This window comes from Streptomyces sp. MUSC 14 (genome assembly GCF_001866675.1).
In the GTDB taxonomy this organism is placed as follows: domain Bacteria; phylum Actinomycetota; class Actinomycetes; order Streptomycetales; family Streptomycetaceae; genus Streptomyces.
Map to the genome: position 1 here is coordinate 1 of NZ_MLYN01000138.1, position 841 is coordinate 841.

Here is an 841-nt window from a genome sequence, read left to right on the forward strand (position 1 = left end):
CGGCCTTGCGGAGGGCGTCGACGCGGTCGGTGCGCTCCCAGGTGAAGTCGGGCAGCTCGCGGCCGAAGTGGCCGTAGGCCGCCGTCTGGGAGTAGATCGGGCGGAGCAGGTCGAGGTCACGGATGATCGCGGCCGGACGCAGGTCGAATACGGCGTCGATGGCCTTCTCGATCTTCTCGGTCTCGACCTTGTGGGTGCCGAAGGTCTCGACGAACAGACCGACGGGCTCGGCCTTGCCGATCGCGTAGGCGACCTGGACCTCGCAGCGCGAGGCCAGACCCGCCGCCACCACGTTCTTGGCGACCCAGCGCATCGCGTACGCCGCCGAGCGGTCCACCTTGGACGGGTCCTTGCCCGAGAACGCGCCGCCGCCGTGCCGGGCCATGCCGCCGTACGTGTCGATGATGATCTTGCGGCCGGTCAGGCCGGCGTCACCCATCGGACCGCCGATCTCGAAACGGCCGGTCGGGTTGACCAGGAGACGGTAGTTCTCCGTGTCGAGCTTGATGCCGTCCTCCAGCAGCGCCTTCAGCTCGGGCTCCACGACGAACTCACGGATGTCGGGGGCGAGCAGCGACTCCAGGTCGATGTCGGAGGCGTGCTGCGAGGACACGACGACCGTGTCCAGGCGGACGGCCTTGTCACCGTCGTACTCGATGGTGACCTGCGTCTTGCCGTCCGGGCGCAGGTAGGGGATCGTGCCGTTCTTGCGGACCTCGGACAGCCGCTTCGACAGCCGGTGCGCCAGGAAGACCGGCAGCGGCATCAGCGTCGGCGTCTCGTCGGACGCGTAGCCGAACATCAGGCCCTGGTCGCCCGCGCCCTGCTTGTCCAGCTCGTC

The 841-nt window shown here is 68.8% G+C and carries 1 protein-coding gene; it reads right to left on the minus strand.

Features of this window, described 5'->3' with window-relative positions; translation table 11 throughout:
• On the minus strand, nucleotides 1–841 hold an 841-nt coding region (gene metK, locus BIV25_RS46015; protein ID WP_071378571.1), incomplete at both ends, for a methionine adenosyltransferase.